We start from the raw sequence: 16,789 nt of genomic DNA on the forward strand, positions 1-16,789 counted from the left end.
GTGATCGACACCGAGACCTACCTGCGGTTCTGCGACGAAGCCCTGCTCGGCATGCGCGACCTCGTCCTCGACCTCGGGGACGACCTGGCCAACACCCGACCGGACATCCCCGGCGCCAACAGCCCCTTCGCGATCCTCACGCACTGCCTCGGTGTGGTCGCGCGCTGGGCGTCCACGGTCAACCTCGGCCAGATCGTGCCCCGCGACCGTGAGGCAGAGTTCCTGGCGGTCGGCGCCGTGACCGACCTCGCGGCAGACGTCGACCGGATGCGCACGTCCCTGCGGGGGTGGGTGGCCCGGACGAACCCGCAGGCGCCCCCGGTGAACCCGACGACGGGCCGCCAGGACTGGTACGCCGCCACCCAGGGCGGGGTGCTCTTCCACGTGTACGAGGAGCTGTCGCAGCACCGCGGTCACATGGAGGTCACGCGCGACCTCCTGCTGGCGCAGGCCCGCGGCGAGTCCTAGCCCCCGCCGCCTCCCACCATCGCCTCCGGCGATGCCCGTCCCGGCGGCGCCGGGCGGGCCCGGCGGGCGCGGCGCCGGCGGACGGGGCACCGGGCGCACACGGCATACGGGTGGTTTGTGTGACTCACCCACATTGAGCAGGCACGACGCCGGGCGAAGCATGACGGGCATGCGCCCGACAACGACGTCACGCCGGCGGATCGCCGCCCTCGCCACCACTGCCACCCTCGCCCTGCTGGGCGGACTGGCCACTGCCGCCCCCGCCTCGGCGGACAAGCCGCAGGGCGGGCACTGTGCCCGCCAGTCCAAGGTCGCGGTCCCGGGGGCCCAGGCCCAGAAGGTGGCCTGCCTCGACGACCTCACCACGGCCGGGACGGTCGCGTCCGGGCACACGAACCCGAACGACTGGGCCGGCCTGAACGCCGCCGGCACCGTGAACCCGGCGGGTGTCCCCGGCATCCAGGTCGACGGCTACTTCCCGGACACCTCGACGACGAACACCAACAACGGCTGGAACCACGACTCGCAGTTCGTGCTCCGCATCCCCGACCACTGGAACGGGGGCCTGGTCGTCAGCGGGGCGCCGGGCACGCGGGCGCAGTACGCGAACGACTTCATCATCAGCGACTGGGTGCTGAGCAAGGGCTACGCGTTCGCGTCCACAGACAAGGGCAACACCGGTGCGGCGTTCTACCGGGACGGCAGCGCCCCCGGTGGCTCGATCCGCGAGTGGAACTCCCGCGTCACCCAGCTCACGGTGGCGGCGAAGTCGACCCTGAGGAAGGTCTACGCGAAGTCCCCGAAGCGCACCTGGATGGTCGGCATCTCCAACGGTGGCTACCTCACGCGCTGGCAGCTCGAGAACCGACCCGACCTCTACGACGGCGGGGTGGACTGGGAGGGAACCCTCTTCCGCGCCGAGGGGCCGAACCTCCTGACGTACCTGCCGACTGCGCTGAAGAACTACCCCAGGTACGCCGCCACCGGCGACCCCGCTGCCCACGACGCGATGATCGCTGCCGGGTTCGCCCCGGGGTCTGAGTTCCTGTGGCCGTTCCACCACACCTACTACTGGGACCTCACCCAGCGCATCTACCGCGAGGAGTTCGACCCCACGTGGGACGGCGCCCTGGACGCCGGTGTGCCGTTCTGCGCCAGCGGGACCCCGAGCTGCGACGCCGACTACGACTACGCCTCGCGGCCCGAGGCGGTGAAGGACGCGGTGAGGTCGGTGTCGCTCACGGGGAAGATCGGCAAGCCGATGATCACGATCCACGGAACCCTCGACACGCTGCTCCCCGCGGCCACCGACTCCGACGTCTACGACACCCTGGTCGACCGGGCCGGCTCAGGAGCCCTGCACCGCTACTACCGGGTCGAGGACGGGACGCACACCGACGGGCTCTACTCGGCCTACCCCGACCGGCTGCGCCCCCTGCTTCCCTGTGCGCGCAGCGCGTTCGACGTGCTGACCGCCTGGGTGGGGCGCGGTATGGCGCCGCCCGCCGACGGTCTCGTCCGTCGCCCGGCCGGCGGGGACGTCGTCAACACCTGCGCCCTCTGACCCACCGGCGGGGCCTCAGTCCGCGGCGGTTCCCTCGGGAGCCGCCGCGGTCCTGCGCACCGCCTCGCTCGCCTCGGTGATGATCGCCGTCATCGCCTCGGCGGCGGCCCGTCCGTCGCCGGAGCCGATGGCCTGGGCGACGTCGCCGTGCAGTCGGATGGCCACCGGGTTGGGCCGGGCCGGCATGAGCTGGTGGTGGGTCCGCCCCGAGAGCACCTCGGAGACGACGTTCGACAGGGCCGCGAGCATCTCGTTGCCCGACGCCTCGAGCATCGTCGTGTGGAAGACCTGGTCGGCCTGCAGGTAGGCCTCGAGGTCGCCGGACTTGGCGTGCACGGTCATCCGCATGACGGCGCCCACCATGGCGCCGCACTGCTCGGGGGTGGCCCGGTCGGCGGCGAGCTCGGCCGCCACGGGCTCGAAGCCACGCCTCAGCTCGCCGAGTGAGAGCAGCTGGTCCTCACGGTCCGGGCCGTCGAGGCGCCAGCGGATGACCCGGGGGTCGAAGACGTTCCACTGGGTGCGCGGCCGGACGCGGACCCCGAGGCGGCGCCGGGTCTCGACCAGGCCCATCGAGGAGAGCACGCGGACCGCCTCCCGCACCACCGAGCGGGACACCCCGAAGCGCTCGTCGAGCTGGTCGATCCGCACCACGGCGCCCACCGGCGTGGTGCCGGAGACGATCTCCTGCCCGAGGGCGTCGAGGACGTTGGCGTGCAGGCCGGCTCCCGGGGTGGGCGGGCCGTCGGTGGGAGGCATGGGGCCAGCGTGCCAGAAGAGGACGACACGAACACTGAACGCCAATAAATAAGATTTGTTTTGCCTGAAGTCTTGTCAAAACTGATCTGATCATGGACTCTGGTGGACGGAAGCCTCGATGCCGAGGTCCAGCACCCCACGCACGAACCTGCTCACCGGACAAAGGAGTCGCGGACATGACCAGCCCCACCAGACCACCCCTCGTCGTGATGATGGGGGTGTCCGGCTCCGGGAAGACGACCGTGGGAGCAGCCCTCGCGCAGCGGCTGCGGGTCCCGTTCGCGGACGCCGACGACTTCCACCCGCCGGAGAACATCGCCAAGATGGCCGCCGGGATCCCGCTCGACGACTCCGACCGCGGGCCGTGGCTCCAGACCATCGCCGCCTGGCTGGGCGAGCACGCCGCCACGGGCGGGGTCGCCAGCTGCTCGGCGCTCAAGCGGGCCTACCGCGACATCCTCACGTCGGTCGCCCCGCAGACCGTCTTCGTCCACCTGCACGGTGACCGCGACGTCCTCGCCGCGCGGGTGGCCGGCCGTCCGGGGCACTTCATGCCGGCGGCCCTCATCGACTCGCAGTTCGACACCCTCGAACCCCTCCAGGCCGACGAGATCGGCCAGGCCCTCGACGTCGCCCAACCCGTCGACATCCTCGTCGAGCAGTCGCTCGACGTCCTCGCCACGAAAGGTGCGTCGCTCGCATGACCACTGACCTGTTCACGTTCCTGCAGCCGGCCCTGGCTGCGGCCGACGTCCCGGACATCCCGGCTGCGCGCCTGGTCCCGGCGGCCCTGATCGGGATCGCCGTGATCGTCGTCCTGATCACGAAGTTCAAGCTCCACCCCTTCCTCGGCCTGACCCTCGGCTCGCTGACGGTCGGCGCCATCGCCGGTGTCGCGATGGCCGATGTCGTCGCCAGCTTCACCAAGGGCTTCGGCTCGACCGCGGCCAGTGTCGGCACCCTGATCGCGCTGGGCGCGATGTTCGGCAAGCTGCTCGCCGACTCCGGGGGAGCGGACGAGATCGTCGACACCATCGTGGGGCGCTCCTCGGCTCGTTCGCTCCCGTGGGCGATGGCCGGGGTCGGTGCGCTGATCGGCCTGCCGATGTTCTTCGAGATCGGCCTCGTCCTGCTGATGCCCGTGATCTTCCTGGTGGCCCGCCGCTCCGGCCTGTCGGTCATCAAGGTCGGCATCCCGGCCCTCGCGGGCCTGTCCGCCATGCACGGCCTCGTGCCGCCGCACCCCGGTCCGCTGGTGGCGATCGACGCCCTCAAGGCCAACCTCGGGATCACCCTGGCCTTCGGTGTGCTGGTCGCCCTGCCGACGGTCGCGATCGCCGGCCCGCTCTTCGCCCGGTTCGCCGGCCGCTGGGTGGACGTCCCCGCTCCGGAGATGTTCGACACCGCCGACGACCGGGAGCAGCGCCTGCAGCGACCGACCTTCGCCGTCACCCTGTTCGCCGTCCTCACCCCGGTGGTCCTGATGATGGGCAAGGCGCTCGCCGACATCTTCATCGCCGCCGACGACAACCCGGTCCGCACCGTGCTCGACTTCGTCGGCACCCCGCTCGTCGCGCTGCTCATCGCCGTCATCGTCGGCATGTTCACCCTCGGCCGCGGCGCCGGCATGGGCACCAAGGAGCTCTCGACCTCGCTCGAGAAGTCGCTGCCGCCCATCGCCGGCATCCTGCTGATCGTCGCCGCCGGCGGTGGCTTCAAGCAGACCCTCGTCGACACCGGCATCGGCAACCTCGTCGCCGACTGGGTGCAGAACAGCGGCCTGTCCGTGCTCCTGCTCGCCTGGATCGTCGCGGTGCTCATCCGCCTCGCGACGGGCTCGGCGACCGTCGCCACGGTCACCGCCTCAGGGATCCTCGCGCCCCTGGCCGCCGGCATGAGCACCTCCGAGGTGTCGCTGCTCGTGCTGGCCATCGGCGCCGGCTCGGTGTTCTTCTCCCACGTCAACGACGCCGGCTTCTGGCTGGTCAAGGAGTACTTCGGCCTCAGCGTCGGCCAGACGATCAAGTCCTGGTCGCTGATGGAGACCGTGCTCTCGGTGTCCGGCCTGGTGTTCGTCCTGCTCCTGGGCCTGGTCGTCTGACCGCGGCGGCCTGCCCCTTTCTCGCCTTGGGTGCCCAGACGGTCGGAACTCCGACCATCTGGGCACCCAATGTCGTGTCGGAGCGGGGCGGTCGGCGCGGTGCGGCCGGTGCCATAGAGTTGGTCTTCGTGGCCGTCGACTTCCAGCAAGAGATCAAGAACCTCCGCACCACCATGGACTCCGTGCGTGAGGTGACCGACCTGGCATCGCTGCAGGAGCAGATCACCGACCTCGAGGCCAAGGCCTCCGCGCCGGACCTCTGGGACGACCCTGACGCCGCGCAGGTCGTGACCTCCGCCCTCAGCCGGGCCAACTCCGAGCTCGAGCGCGTCAAGAGCATGGACTCGCGCATCGACGACCTCGAGGTCCTCGTCGAGATGGGCACCGAGGACGGCGGCGACGCCGACACGATGGCCGAGGCCGAGCGTGAGCTCGTCTCGCTGCAGAAGGCGGTCGGCGAGCTCGAGGTCCGCACGCTGCTGTCGGGGGAGTACGACGAGCGCGCGGCTGTCATCACCATCCGCGCCGGAGCCGGTGGCGTCGACGCCGCCGACTTCGCCGAGATGCTCATGCGCATGTACCTGCGCTGGGCCGAGCGCCACAACTACCCCGCACAGGTGATGGACACGTCCTACGCCGAGGAGGCCGGGCTCAAGTCCGCCACCTTCGAGATCAACGTGCCCTACGCGTTCGGCAACCTCTCGGTCGAGGCCGGGACGCACCGCCTGGTCCGGATCAGCCCGTTCGACAACCAGGGCCGTCGCCAGACGAGCTTCGCCGCGGTCGAGGTCATCCCGCTCATCGAGCAGACCGACTCCATCGAGATCCCCGAGAACGAGATCAAGGTCGACGTCTTCCGCTCCAGCGGCCCCGGCGGCCAGAGCGTCAACACGACCGACTCGGCGGTCCGCATGACCCACATCCCCACCGGGATCGTCGTGTCGATGCAGAACGAGAAGTCGCAGATCCAGAACCGCGCCGCCGCCCTGCGCGTGCTCCAGTCCCGCCTGCTGCTGCAGCGCCAGGCCGAGGAGGCCGCCGAGCGCAAGGAGATGGCCGGCGACGTCAAGGCCAGCTGGGGCGACCAGATGCGGTCCTACGTGCTGCAGCCGTACCAGATGGTCAAGGACCTGAGGACCGAGTTCGAGGTCGGCAACCCGTCCTCGGTGTTCGACGGCGACATCGACGGCTTCATCGAGGCGGGCGTGCGCTGGCGCAAGGAGCAGCAGAAGCTCGCCGAGTAGGCCTCCCCACCGCCGTGACGGCGACGAGGACGCTTCGGGCTGCCCCGGTCTGACCCTTGCCTGACCCTGGGCTGCCACGCCGAGCGGGCGCTGCTGCGCGGCATACGCCGGCGCGCGACCTATCCTCGGGTGCGTCGTGCGTGGACGCCCGCGCATGACAGGTATGCCGTCCCATCCAGCCCCCCGGTAAGGCTCACGTCCCGCGCATGATCCGTTTCGAGAACGTCAGCAAGGTCTATCCCCGGTCCAGCCGACCGGCGCTGAGCGACATCAGCCTCGAGATCGAGCGAGGCGAGTTCGTCTTCGTCGTCGGGTCCTCCGGCTCGGGCAAGTCCACGCTCCTGCGCTTGGTCCTCAAGGAGGAGGGCGTCACCCAGGGTGCCGTCCTCGTCGCGGGCCAGGAGGTCGGGCGCCTGCCGCAGCGCAAGGTGCCGCGCCTGCGCCGCGAGATCGGGACGGTCTTCCAGGACTTCCGCCTGCTGCCCAACAAGACGGTCTACCAGAACGTGGCCTTCGCGCTGCAGGTTTTGGGACGGTCCCGGCACGCGATCCGCCAGGTGGTCCCCGAGACGCTGGAGATGGTCGGGCTCGACGGCAAGGAGAAGCGGCTGCCGCACGAGCTCTCCGGTGGTGAGCAGCAGCGCGTCGCCATCGCGCGCGCGTTCGTCAACAAGCCGCCGATCCTGCTCTGCGACGAGCCCACCGGAAACCTCGACCCGACGACCAGTCTCGACATCGTCCGCCTTCTCGACCGGATCAACCGGACCGGCACGACGATCGTCATGGCCACGCATGACGACGACATCGTCGACCAGCTGCGCAAGCGCGTCGTCGAGCTGAAGAACGGCCACATCATCCGCGACGAGAACAAGGGCGTCTACGGCAGCGGTCGCTGACCGCACGCCACGGACTTCGGGAGACCTCACCCCATGCGACTGCAGTTCATGCTCAGCGAGATCTGGACCGGCCTGCGCCGGAACCTCTCGATCGCCGTCTCGGTCATGCTCGTGACCACGGTCTCGCTGTACCTCCTCGGGCTGGGGCTGCTGCTCCAGCGCGAGGTCGACACCCTCAAGGGCTTCTGGTACGACCGCATCCAGGTCTCGATCTTCATGTGCGGTGACGACTCCGCCGAGCCCAACTGCGCCGGCCGGGGAGTGACCGACGAGCAGCGGACAGCGCTCAAGGACCAGCTCGACCAGATGAAGCCCCTGGTCAAGAACGTCTACTTCGAGTCCGAGCAGCAGGCCTACGACCGGTTCCAGGAGCAGTTCCGCAACAGCCCGCTGGCCAGCAGCATCCGGGTCGGGGACATCCCGCAGAGCTACCGCGTCCAGCTGTCCGACCCGACGAAGTACGACGTGGTCGTCAGCGCCTTCCAGGGCGCCCCGGGGGTGGGGCGCGTCCAGGACCAGCAGAAGACGCTGGACAAGCTGTTCACGGTGATGAACGGCGTGACCGTGGCGTCCTTGGGGCTGGCGTTCATCATGATCATCTGCGCCGTGCTGCTCATGGCGACGACGATCAGGCAGGCCGCGTTCACCCGCCGAAGAGAGACCGGCATCATGAAGCTGGTCGGGGCGAGCAACCTCACGATCCGGCTGCCGTTCGTCATGGAGATCGTCCTCGCGACGCTCGTCGGGGTGGGCGCCTCGGTCGGCCTGCTCTACGCGACGATCCACTACCTCACCGGTTACGTGGCCCGCGAGCTCCCGGACGTGGCGATCGTCGGAGCGGGAGACGTCTGGGTCGTCGCGCCGACGCTGGCCGCGATCATGCTCATCATCGCGATCGTCACCTCGTGGGCGACGTTGCGCCGGTACCTGCGCGTCTGACGCGGGGACCGGCTCGGCCGATCGGTCGATTCACAGGCACGAATCGACCGCCAATCCCCAGAAACTGGTGTGCCCTGTGTTACCAATGAGGCCTATGAGCGCCATCCCCCCGCGCCGTCGCGCCACGCACCCCGTCCGGCTCACCGCCCTGGGCCTCGCCGCGGTCTGCTCGGTCGCCCTGGCGACCCCGTCCCTCGCCGCGGCAACGACCGCGACGACGACAGCAGGAGCCGTCACCGCGGCGACCACGGGGCTGGGCGCGAGCGCCCCGGGAGCCACCGACCCCGACAAGGCGAAGAAGAAGGTCGACAAGCAGGTCGACGCGCTGCAGGGCCAGCTCGAGGACACCTCCGCGGACCTGCGCGACGCCTACCTCGCACTGGAGCGCACCCGGGCCGCTCTGCCGGCCGCCCAGGCCGTGCTCGACAAGGCCACCGCCCAGCAGTCCGCGGCGGACGCCCACAACGACGAGATGGCCGTGGCCCTCGGGGTCGCCGAGGCCAACCAGGCGCGCGCGGTCGACCAGCTGGCCGGCACGCGCAAGGACCTGTCCGCCACCCGCACCCGGGTCGCCCGCTTCGCCTCCCAGCTCTACCAGGACCAGGGGATGGGCCAGCTGTCCGTCGCGCTGAGCGCGACGACGCCGGAGGACTTCGCCAACCGCATCGCCCTCACCGACACGGTGATGGACGTGCAGAACCAGTCCATCACCAGGCTGGCCACGGCCCAGGCCGCCGCGCGGGCGCAGGAAGCCCACATCGCGGCGCTGCGGGCGCAGGTCGCCGCGGCGAAGAAGGCCGCCGAGGTCGCCCTCGCCCGCGCGACGCAGGCCCGCGCCACCGCGGCCGCCGCGAAGGCGAAGCTCGACGCCCTCGCCGTCCAGCAGGCGGCGCAGTCCAGGGCCCTCGAGGCCAAGAAGGGCGCGGAGAAGGCCAAGCTCGCCGCGGCCGAGAAGGAGCAGGCCCGGCTCAAGGCCGTCCTGGTCGCCCGCGCCAAGGCCGCCAAGGCCGCGGCTGCGCGCCGCGCCGCGGCGGAGGCGCGTGCCCGGGCCGCCGCACGCAAGGCGCACCGCCCCATACCGAGGTCGACGCTGCCGTCCATGCCGAGCTCCGGCGGCTTCCTCAGCGCCCCGTCGCCCGCGCCCATCTCCTCGGAGTTCGGGATGCGGTTCCACCCGATCCTGCACTACTGGCGCCTGCACGCCGGTCGTGACTACGCGGCCAACTGCGGGTCGCCGATCCGCGCGGCGGCCGACGGCCAGATCATCTCGGCCGGCTGGGGCGGCGGCTACGGCAACCGCATCATGGTCGACCACGGCGTCCTGCGCGGCGTCGACCTCGTCACCACGTACAACCACATGGAGCGCTACGCCGTGCGGTCCGGTCACGTCTCGCGCGGCCAGGTCATCGGCTACGTCGGGACGACCGGTTCGTCGACCGGCTGCCACCTGCACTTCGAGACCTACGAGGACGGGACCCCCAAGGACCCGCGCCGCTGGCTCTGACCCGGGTCCGACAAACCCGTCGTCGTCCCACCCCCTCCAACAGGTAGCGTTGACCTGCTGACCGACGACCGGCCGGCGACGAAGCGTGCACGTGTCGACAGACGGGATGGGGCAATGCCCAAGGCCAACGACGAGGGTCGCAAGGTGGTGGCGAGCAACCGCAAGGCGCGCCACGACTACCTCATCGAGGACACCTTCGAGGCAGGCCTGGTCCTGATGGGCACCGAGGTGAAGAGCCTGCGGATGGGGCGGGCCTCGCTCATCGACGGGTATGCCGCGTGGCGCGGGGACGAGCTCTGGCTCGAGGGCGTGCACATCCCCGAGTACGTCCAGGGCACGTGGACCAACCACACCCCGCGCCGGCGCCGCAAGCTGCTGCTGCACCGCAGCGAGCTCACCAAGATCGCCCGCAAGTCCTCCGAGAGCGGCCACACCATCGTGCCGCTGCAGATGTACTTCAAGGACGGCATCGCCAAGGTCGAGATCGCCGTGGCCAAGGGCAAGCGGCAGTACGACAAGCGGCACGCCCTGCGCGAGCGGCAGGACAACCGCGAGGCCCAGCGTGCGCTGGGCGCGAAGGGGCGCCCACAGGTATGAGCCGGGTCGGGGGGGCTGGTCGGCACCGGGTGCTGGCCGCCTGGGCGGTGGCGCTCGGGTTCGCTGCGCTGGTCCTCTCCGGCGGCACCGCGTCCGCGGCCTCGTCGGACGACCTCGCCACGAAGTTCCACGTCGACTTCACCGTCAACCAGGACGGTTCGGTCGACGTCGCGGAGAACATCACCTGGCACTTCCCCTCCGGCGAGGACCGGCACGGCATCGAGCGCTTCATCACCGTCCGCGCCGGGTACCAGGACCGCACGGACACCTACCGCGAGTACCCCATCAGCGACATCAGCGCGTCCTCGCCCTCCGGCGCTCCCTCCGACGTCTCCGTCAGCGACGCCGCCGACGGCACCTCCGTGCGGATCCGCGTCGGCGACCCGGACCAGACCGTGTCCGGGACGCAGAGGTATGTCGTGCGCTACCACCTCGCCTCGATCGTCAACGGGTTCGACGACCATGCCGAGTTCTACTACAACCTCGTCGGGCCGGCGAACGACAGCACCTACGAGGACGTCAGCGCCTCGGTGACCGGACCCGGAGCCGCCGACCGCGCCGAGTGCTTCCTCGGGGAGCTCGGTTCCACCGACCGCTGCCAGGCCACCCCGGGCGCGACGGCGCAGTTCAGCGCCGCTCGAGCCGAACCCGGCCAGGGCGTCTCGATCCTGGCGTCGCTGCCGCTGGACGGGTTCGGGTCGCTGGAGCCGGTCCTGCACCAGGGTGAGGTGTCCAGCGATGGTGGGGTGATCACGACCCAGACGTCCAAGGCCCTCGGGGCGCTGGCCCTCGGCGCCGGGGTCACCCTGCCCCTGCTGGCAGCCGGCCTGATGGGCACCCTCGTCTACACGCGCGGCCGCGACGAGCAGTACGCCGGGCTCACCCCCGGCCTGACGCCGGGCCTCGCCCCGGGCGCCACGGGTGCCCAGGGCGCGGGCTCCGTCCCCGGCAGTGCGGCGCAGGCCCCCGTCGTCCGGGCCGGGAAACGGGTCGTGGCCGTGCAGTTCACCCCGCCGCAGGGGGTGACCCCCGGCCTCGTGGGCACCGTCATCGACGAGACGGCCAACACCGTCGACGTCTCCGCGACCCTCGTCGACCTCGCCGTGCGCGGCCACCTGACCATCGAGCCGATGACCTCGGGGATGTTCAAGAGCAAGGACTGGCGGCTCACCCGGACGACGCCGACCGCCGAGCAGGCGACCGTGCCGCTGCTGCCGTACGAGGAGGCCCTGCTCGGCGGTGTCTTCGCGACGTCGCCGGTGCGCGACCTGTCGGACCTCAAGAACACCTTCAAGCCGACCCTGACGCGGGTGCAGTCGCTGATGTACGACGAGGTGGTCCGCCGCGGCTGGTTCCGCCGCTCGCCCCAGGCGCAGCGCGGCGCGTGGACCACGCTCGGGGGGCTGCTGATCTTCGTGCCCGTGTTCGTGGGCATCTGGCTGGGTGGTCCGTTGATGAGCCTGGGCGCCAGCAGCGGGTTGGGGGTGCCGCCCGGGATCGCCCTCGTGGGGGGCGCGGTGGTGGCCGGTGCCATCGTGCTGTTCCTCGGCCGACGGATGGCGGCTCGCACGGCCGAGGGCAGCGCGGTGCTGGCGCAGTCCGAGGGGTTCAAGCAGTACCTCGTCACGGCCGAGGCCTCCCAGATCAAGTGGGAGGAGGCGCAGGACGTGTTCAGCCGCTACCTGCCCTACGCCATCGTGTTCGGCGTCTCGTCGCAGTGGGCCTCGACCTTCGAGAAGGTCGCCGAGGCCGCTGCAGCCGCGGGCCACGTCGTGACGCCACCGCTGTGGTACCTCGGTGGCGACATGAGCTCGTTCGGCGGGATCGCCGACGGCATGGACTCCTTCGCGACGACCGCGGGTGGGACGTTCACCAGCACCCCGGGCAGCTCCGGCGGGTCCGGGTTCTCCGGTGGGGGCGGGTTCTCCGGCGGTGGGGGCGGCGGTTCCTCAGGCGGCTCCTGGTAGGCGCCCGGCCACCACCGATCCGTTGCCCCCAACGAGGCGCCCCGCCATACCCGGCCCTGGTCCCGACACGACGAAGCGGGGGTTGTTCGGCGACACCGGGTGAAATATCTCCCGGTTCGCCGAACAAACCCCCGCTTCGCGCACGTGTCGCGCACGTGACGCGCAGTGCGTGTCGGTCAGTGCTTGAAGGCGTCCTTGACCTTCTCGCCGGCCTGCTTCACATCGGCCTCGGCCTGGTCGGCCTTGCCCTCGCCCTCGAGGCGCTCGTTGTCGGTCGCCTTGCCGGTGGCTTCCTTCGCCTTGCCGGCGAGGTCGTCCTTGGTGTTGTCGAGCTTGTCCGTGAGTCCCATGTTTGCGCTCCTCGTCATCGAGTGACGCCGGGTGGTGGGCCCGGCGGCTGTGCACGACAGGCCTGGCCTGCCGACCGATCTCACTTGCACGGGAGGTGGCCGCTTCTTGACCGCCGTGCCCTTCGACCGTAACCCGCTGACGGGATATCCGCAGGTCAGGAGCCGAGCACGAGCAGGAGGTCGCCACCTTCGACCTGCTGCTGGGTGCCGATCGCGAGCCGCGTGACGGTCCCCGCGACGGGGGCGGTGATGTTGGCCTCCATCTTCATGGCCTCGATCGTGGCGACGACGGCGCCGGCCTCGATGGCCGACCCCTCCTCGACCTGGAGGCTGACGACCCCGGCGAACGGGGCGGCCACCTGGCCCTTGTCGGACGGGTCGGCCTTCTCCGCCGCCTTGACGTCGACCGCGACCTTCTCGTCGCGCACCTGGACGGGCCGCAGCTGGCCGCCCATGGTGAACATCACCGTCCGCAGGCCGCGCTCGTCGGCGTCGGAGACGGACTGCAGGCCGATGAGCAGGCGCTTGCCCGGTTCGAGGTCGATCTCGTGCTCGTTACCGACCTCGATCCCGTGCAGGAACTCGCGGGTGCCAAGCACCGCGAGGTCGGAGTAGGAGTCGCGGGACTTCTCGAAGTCCTTGGTGGGCCCGGGGAACAGCAGGCGGTTGAGCGTCTGGCGGGGAGCCGCGCGCAGCGCCTGGGCGTCCTCGTCCGACAGGTCCGACACCCGGGGCTTGGGGTTGCGGCCCTCGAGCGCCTTCGTGCGGAACGGCTCGGGCCAGCCGCCGGGCGGGTCGCCGAGCTCGCCGGACAGGAACCCGATCACCGAGTCGGGGATGTCGTACTTCGTGGGGTTGGCCTCGAAGTCGTCCGGGTCGGCCTTGGCGCCGACCAGGGCCAGGGCGAGGTCGCCGACCACCTTGCTGCTGGGGGTGACCTTGACGATGTTGCCGAGGATCCGGTTGGCCGCGGCATACGTGTCCTCGACGGCCTCGAACCGGTCGCCGAGCCCGAGCGCGATGGCCTGCTGGCGCAGGTTGGAGAGCTGCCCACCGGGGATCTCGTGCGTGTAGACGCGGCCGGTGGGGGAGGGCAGGCCGGACTCGAACGGGAAGTAGAGCTGCCGGACGGCCTCCCAGTAGGGCTCGAGGTCGCAGGCCGCGCGCAGGTCGAGGCCCGTCTGGCGCGGGGTGCCGTCGGTGGCCGCGATGAGCGCCGACATGGCGGGCTGGCTGGTGGTGCCGGACATCGAGGCGCTCGCGACGTCGACCGCGTCGACGCCGGCGTCGATCGCAGCGAGGAGGGTGCCGAGCTGGCCACCCGGGGTGTCGTGGGTGTGCAGGTGCACCGGCTGGTCGAACCGTTCGCGCAGGGCCGTGACCAGGGTGCGGGCTGCGGGCGCGCGCAGCAGGCCGGCCATGTCCTTGATGGCGATGATGTGTGCCCCGGCCTCGGCGATCTGGTCGGCGAGGCGCAGGTAGTAGTCGAGCGTGTACAGCTTCTCGCCCGGGTTGGTCAGGTCGCCGGTGTAGCAGAGGGCGACCTCGGCGACGGCGGTCCCGGTGGCCCGGACGGCGTCGATCGCCGGGCGCATCTGGTTGACGTCGTTGAGCGCGTCGAAGATGCGGAAGATGTCGATGCCGGTGGCGGCCGCCTCCGTGACGAACGCGTCCGTGACCGCGGTCGGGTATGGCGTGTAGCCCACCGTGTTGCGCCCGCGCAGGAGCATCTGCAGCGGCAGGTTCGGCATCGCCTCGCGGAGCTGGGCCAGCCGGTCCCACGGGTCCTCGGCCAGGAACCGCAACGCCACGTCGTACGTCGCGCCACCCCAGGCCTCGACGCTGAGCAGCTGGGGGGTGAGCCGGGCGACGTACGGCGCCACGTGCATCAGGTCGCGGGTGCGGATGCGGGTCGCGAGCAGCGACTGGTGCGCGTCGCGGAACGTCGTCTCCGTCACCCCCACGGCCTCCTGGGCGCGCAGGGCGTCGGCGAACGCCTGGGGCCCCTCGCGCAGCAGTCGGTCACGGGCGCCGGGCGGGACCGGTGCGGTCGTGTCGAGGGTCGGCAGCTTGGACCGCGGCGAGACCCGGGTGCGACCCGGGCCGTGCGGCTGGTTGACCGTGACCTCGGCGAGGTAGGTGAGCAGCTTGGTGCCACGGTCGGCGGAGATGCGGGCCGTCCGCAGCTCGGGACGCTCGTCGATGAAGGCGGTCGAGAGCCGTCCCGCCTGGAAGTCCGGCTCCTCGAGGAGGGCCTGGAGGAACGGGATGTTCGTCGAGACGCCACGGATGCGGAACTCCGCGAGCGCACGGCGGGCGCGTCGGACGGCCGTCGGGAAGTCGCGGCCCCGGCAGGTGAGCTTGACGAGCATTGAGTCGAAGTGGGCGCCGATCTCGGCGCCGACGAACACCGTGCCACCGTCGAGGCGGACACCGGCGCCACCGGCCGAGCGGTAGGTCGTGATGCGGCCGGTGTCGGGCCGGAACTCGTTGGCCGGGTCCTCGGTGGTGATGCGGCACTGGAGCGCGGCGCCACGGATCTGCAGCGACTCCTGCGACAGCCCGAGGTCGGCGAGGGTCTCGCCGCTGGCGATCCGCATCTGCGAGCTGACCAGGTCGACGTCGGTGATCTCCTCGGTGACCGTGTGCTCGACCTGGATCCGCGGGTTCATCTCGATGAACACGTACCGGCCGTCGGGCGCGAGGAGGAACTCCACCGTGCCCGCGTTGACGTACCCGATCTCCTTGGCGAAGGCGACCGCGTGCGCGCACATCTCCTCGCGCAGGGCGGGGTCGAGGTTCGGCGCCGGGGCGATCTCGACGACCTTCTGGTGGCGGCGCTGCACCGAGCAGTCACGCTCGAAGAGGTGGATGACGTTGCCCTCGCCGTCGGCGAGGATCTGCACCTCGATGTGCCGCGGGTGGACCACGGCCTCCTCGAGGAAGACGGTCGCGTCGCCGAACGCCGACTCCGCCTCGCGCATGCAGGCCTCGAGGGAGTCGCGCAGGTCCTCGCGCCGCTCGACGCGCCGCATACCGCGTCCGCCACCGCCGGCCACCGCCTTGGCGAACACGGGGAACCCGATCTCCTCGGCCCCCGCGATGAGCTCGTCCACGTCGGTGCTCGGGGCGGCGCTGCGCAGGGTCGGCAGGCCGGCCTTCTTGGCCGCGGCGATGGCGCGCGCCTTGTTGCCGGTGAGGTGCAGGACCGAGGCGGGCGGACCGACGAACGTCACACCGGCTGCGGCGCAGGCCTCGGCCAGGTCGGGGTTCTCCGAGAGGAAGCCGTAGCCCGGGTAGACGGCGTCGGCGCCGGCTTCGACCGCGGTGCGCACGATGCCCTCGGGGTCGAGGTAGGCGCGCACGGGGTGGCCGGCCTCGCCGATCTCGTACGCCTCGTCGGCCTTGAGCACGTGCTCGGACTTGCGGTCCTCGTAGGGGAAGACCGCGACGGTCTTGGCGCCGAGCTCGGTGGCGGCCCGGAAGGCGCGGACCGCGATCTCCCCTCGGTTGGCGACGAGCACCTTGGTGAACACGAGACCTCCTGCGAGAGCTGCCGGCAAGACCACTGGGACGAGCGTGCAGGGGAATCCTAGTGAGCGTTCGCTGGCTGAGACCGGGCGACCGCGATGCGGACAGCCCAGCGGGCGGGCCGGTCGAGTCCGGTCCGCCCGCTGCGGTGGTTCAGTGGTGGTTCGGTCGTATGGCGCGAGGGCGCCGGGGTGGGGGCGGCGTCAGTTGGCCGCGGTGAACCGCTGCCGGCGGTGGCGAGGCTGCTCGAGCTCGTCGACGAGGGCGACGGCGTAGTCCTCGGCGCTGATCTGGTCGCCGGCGGGGGAGTCGAGCCCGAGGGTGAACGTCCCGGTCCGCTCGCCGGGCAGGATCACCGGTGCGGGGGAGAAGAAGGTCCAGTCGAGGTCCTGCGGTGCCGCGCGGAAGAGGTCGAGGGCGGTGGCGCCGGAGGCGGCCTCGGCGAGGTACTCCGCGGGGAAGCCGTCGCTGTCGAGCAGGCGGGTGCCGTCGGGCAGCAGGAGGGAGCCGGCACCGCCGACGAAGACGACGCGGGTGTCGCCGGCGTGGTCGATGAGGTTCTGGGTGGCGGCCAGCCACGGCTCGTGGCTCTCGCCGGTGCGGCTGGGGCCCGTGGCCGACACGATGACGTCGTGGGCGCTCGCGGCCTCGGTCACGGAGGCGGCGTCGCCGAGGTCGCCCCTGACGGACTCGACGCCGTCGATCCCGGTGTCGGCGCCGCTGCGCGACAGCGCGGTGACCTGGTGGCCGCGGGAGACGGCCTCGCGGGCGATGCGGGTGCCGATGGTGCCGGTGGCTCCGAAGAGGGCGATCTTCATGGTGGTTCAGCTCCTGGAAGTGGGGTGGACATGCTGTCGGTCTCGACAGTA

General features: G+C 71.1%; 14 protein-coding genes. 10 read left to right on the forward strand and 4 right to left on the reverse strand.

The genetic code is table 11. The features are described 5' to 3' along the window. Both ASC58_RS07170 and ASC58_RS07175 read left to right on the forward strand, forming a co-directional pair. Nucleotides 1–468, forward strand: a complete 468-nt coding sequence (locus tag ASC58_RS07170; RefSeq protein WP_056918807.1) for a DUF664 domain-containing protein — start codon at nt 1–3, stop codon at nt 466–468. Between the two features lie 169 nt (nt 469–637). Then, the gene (locus ASC58_RS07175) at nt 638–2,032 is read left to right on the forward strand and encodes a S9 family peptidase (protein WP_056918808.1); all 1,395 of its coding nucleotides are present in this window, start codon (nt 638–640) and stop codon (nt 2,030–2,032) included. 15 nt (nt 2,033–2,047) lie between these two features. On the opposite strand, the gene ASC58_RS07180 is transcribed toward ASC58_RS07175, so the two are convergent. Then, the gene (locus ASC58_RS07180) at nt 2,048–2,791 is read right to left on the reverse strand and encodes a FadR/GntR family transcriptional regulator (protein ID WP_056917008.1); all 744 of its coding nucleotides are present in this window, start codon (nt 2,789–2,791) and stop codon (nt 2,048–2,050) included. A gap of 176 nt (nt 2,792–2,967) precedes the next feature. On the opposite strand from ASC58_RS07180, the gene ASC58_RS07185 reads away from it, so the two are divergent. The 8 genes from ASC58_RS07185 (at nt 2,968) to ASC58_RS07220 (ending at nt 12,039) form a co-directional block, all read left to right on the forward strand. Next, complete coding sequence (locus ASC58_RS07185) at nt 2,968–3,495, forward strand: gluconokinase (RefSeq protein WP_056918809.1); 528 nt, start codon at nt 2,968–2,970, stop codon at nt 3,493–3,495. Next, nucleotides 3,492–4,892: a GntP family permease gene (locus ASC58_RS07190; RefSeq protein ID WP_056917010.1), complete on the forward strand. Its 1,401-nt coding sequence runs from the start codon at nt 3,492–3,494 to the stop codon at nt 4,890–4,892. Before ASC58_RS07185 ends, ASC58_RS07190 begins: the two co-directional genes overlap by 4 nt. A gap of 128 nt (nt 4,893–5,020) precedes the next feature. Next, on the forward strand, nt 5,021–6,136 hold the full coding sequence (gene prfB, locus ASC58_RS07195) for a peptide chain release factor 2 (RefSeq protein WP_056917490.1): 1,116 nt from the start codon (nt 5,021–5,023) through the stop codon (nt 6,134–6,136). 206 nt (nt 6,137–6,342) lie between these two features. Next, on the forward strand, nt 6,343–7,032 hold the full coding sequence (gene ftsE / locus ASC58_RS07200; RefSeq protein ID WP_056917011.1) for a cell division ATP-binding protein FtsE: 690 nt from the start codon (nt 6,343–6,345) through the stop codon (nt 7,030–7,032). Between the two features lie 33 nt (nt 7,033–7,065). Further along, entirely contained in the window at nt 7,066–7,971 is a 906-nt protein-coding gene (gene ftsX / locus ASC58_RS07205; RefSeq protein ID WP_056917012.1) for a permease-like cell division protein FtsX, read from the forward strand. A 94-nt stretch (nt 7,972–8,065) separates the two neighbouring features. Next, nucleotides 8,066–9,475, forward strand: a complete 1,410-nt coding sequence (locus ASC58_RS07210) for a M23 family metallopeptidase (RefSeq protein ID WP_056917013.1) — start codon at nt 8,066–8,068, stop codon at nt 9,473–9,475. 114 nt (nt 9,476–9,589) lie between these two features. After that, nucleotides 9,590–10,072 carry an SsrA-binding protein SmpB gene (gene smpB, locus ASC58_RS07215; RefSeq protein ID WP_056917014.1) on the forward strand — a complete coding sequence of 161 codons (483 nt, stop codon included), beginning with the start codon at nt 9,590–9,592 and terminating at the stop codon, nt 10,070–10,072. Further along, nucleotides 10,069–12,039, forward strand: coding sequence for a DUF2207 domain-containing protein (locus tag ASC58_RS07220; protein ID WP_157581528.1), 1,971 nt, complete (start codon nt 10,069–10,071; stop codon nt 12,037–12,039). Before smpB ends, ASC58_RS07220 begins: the two co-directional genes overlap by 4 nt. A gap of 176 nt (nt 12,040–12,215) precedes the next feature. On the opposite strand, the gene ASC58_RS20510 is transcribed toward ASC58_RS07220, so the two are convergent. From ASC58_RS20510 to ASC58_RS07230, 3 genes are all read right to left on the reverse strand, one after another. Beyond that, nucleotides 12,216–12,389, reverse strand: coding sequence for a CsbD family protein (locus ASC58_RS20510; protein WP_082553041.1), 174 nt, complete (start codon nt 12,387–12,389; stop codon nt 12,216–12,218). A gap of 155 nt (nt 12,390–12,544) precedes the next feature. After that, on the reverse strand, nt 12,545–15,925 hold the full coding sequence (locus ASC58_RS07225; RefSeq protein WP_056918810.1) for a pyruvate carboxylase: 3,381 nt from the start codon (nt 15,923–15,925) through the stop codon (nt 12,545–12,547). A gap of 198 nt (nt 15,926–16,123) precedes the next feature. Next, complete coding sequence (locus ASC58_RS07230) at nt 16,124–16,738, reverse strand: NAD(P)-dependent oxidoreductase (protein WP_056918811.1); 615 nt, start codon at nt 16,736–16,738, stop codon at nt 16,124–16,126. Nucleotides 16,739–16,789: the final 51 nt, after the last annotated feature.

The sequence above is a fragment of the Phycicoccus sp. Root101 genome, from assembly GCF_001426245.1.
In the GTDB taxonomy this organism is placed as follows: Bacteria; Actinomycetota; Actinomycetes; order Actinomycetales; family Dermatophilaceae; genus Pedococcus.

Bases quoted from the DNA above. Each gene is read 5' to 3' on its own strand.
- ASC58_RS07175 (WP_056918808.1), top strand. From the start codon at position 638: ATGCGCCCGACAACGACGTCACGCCGGCGGATCGCCGCCCTCGCCACC.
- ASC58_RS07180 (WP_056917008.1), bottom strand. From the start codon at position 2,791: ATGCCTCCCACCGACGGCCCGCCCACCCCGGGAGCCGGCCTGCACGCC.
- ASC58_RS07185 (WP_056918809.1), top strand. From the start codon at position 2,968: ATGACCAGCCCCACCAGACCACCCCTCGTCGTGATGATGGGGGTGTCC.
- ASC58_RS07190 (WP_056917010.1), top strand. From the start codon at position 3,492: ATGACCACTGACCTGTTCACGTTCCTGCAGCCGGCCCTGGCTGCGGCC.
- ftsE (WP_056917011.1), top strand. From the start codon at position 6,343: ATGATCCGTTTCGAGAACGTCAGCAAGGTCTATCCCCGGTCCAGCCGA.
- ftsX (WP_056917012.1), top strand. From the start codon at position 7,066: ATGCGACTGCAGTTCATGCTCAGCGAGATCTGGACCGGCCTGCGCCGG.
- ASC58_RS07210 (WP_056917013.1), top strand. From the start codon at position 8,066: ATGAGCGCCATCCCCCCGCGCCGTCGCGCCACGCACCCCGTCCGGCTC.
- smpB (WP_056917014.1), top strand. From the start codon at position 9,590: ATGCCCAAGGCCAACGACGAGGGTCGCAAGGTGGTGGCGAGCAACCGC.
- ASC58_RS07220 (WP_157581528.1), top strand. From the start codon at position 10,069: ATGAGCCGGGTCGGGGGGGCTGGTCGGCACCGGGTGCTGGCCGCCTGG.
- ASC58_RS20510 (WP_082553041.1), bottom strand. From the start codon at position 12,389: ATGGGACTCACGGACAAGCTCGACAACACCAAGGACGACCTCGCCGGC.
- ASC58_RS07230 (WP_056918811.1), bottom strand. From the start codon at position 16,738: ATGAAGATCGCCCTCTTCGGAGCCACCGGCACCATCGGCACCCGCATC.